Origin of the sequence: Microbacterium sp. ZW T5_45, assembly GCF_044987415.1 — a bacterium.
Lineage (GTDB): Bacteria > Actinomycetota > Actinomycetes > Actinomycetales > Microbacteriaceae > Microbacterium.
Window position 1 is genome coordinate 1 of record NZ_JBJDRJ010000094.1, and the last position, 542, is coordinate 542.

A 542-nucleotide genomic window follows, 5' to 3' on the forward strand; every position below is an offset into this window, starting at 1 on the left:
ACAACAAGCGTCTCCACGAAGCTCTCGACTACGCCACACCAACCGAGATCGAAGCCGCCTACTATCAATCACAGAACGCCGAACCGGCGCTCACATAGACAACGGAACAGAACCCAGGGCGGTTCAGCCCGCCGTGGGCGTGGTCGTGGTTGTGGTCGATGTCGCACCGGTGCACCGGGGTCTGGCATCCCGGGAACCGACAGTGCTGATCCCGGGCGCGCAGGTATCGGCGCATCGCTGCGGTCGGGGTGTAGGTGTCGGTGTGGGCGATGAGCCCGGTGGGGTCGAGGAACAGGCGTGTCCACCCGCCGTGTGCGCCGGCGAGGTTCCGGGCGATGTCGGGGTCGAGGTCCCCGTACCCGTCCAACAGTGCCGGCCGGTCATCCTGCCCGGCGAGCGTGGTCGCCGTGACCGTGGAGCGTGTCAAATGGTGTGTGTAAGGGGTGGGTCTCCTTATGAAAGGAAGCACACTGGTGGCTATCGACAAGGCGGCGCGTGAGGCGCGGCGGAAGTCTCAGGCGGAGGGCGCGCAGCGTCTGATC

The 542-nt window shown here is 66.1% G+C and carries 1 protein-coding gene; it reads right to left on the reverse strand.

Translation table 11 applies throughout. The features are described from left to right. Positions 1–64: 64 nt before the first annotated feature. The gene (locus ACI3KS_RS19655) at positions 65–427 is read right to left on the reverse strand and encodes a hypothetical protein (RefSeq protein ID WP_404920224.1); all 363 of its coding nucleotides are present in this window, start codon (positions 425–427) and stop codon (positions 65–67) included. Positions 428–542 lie beyond the last annotated feature (115 nt).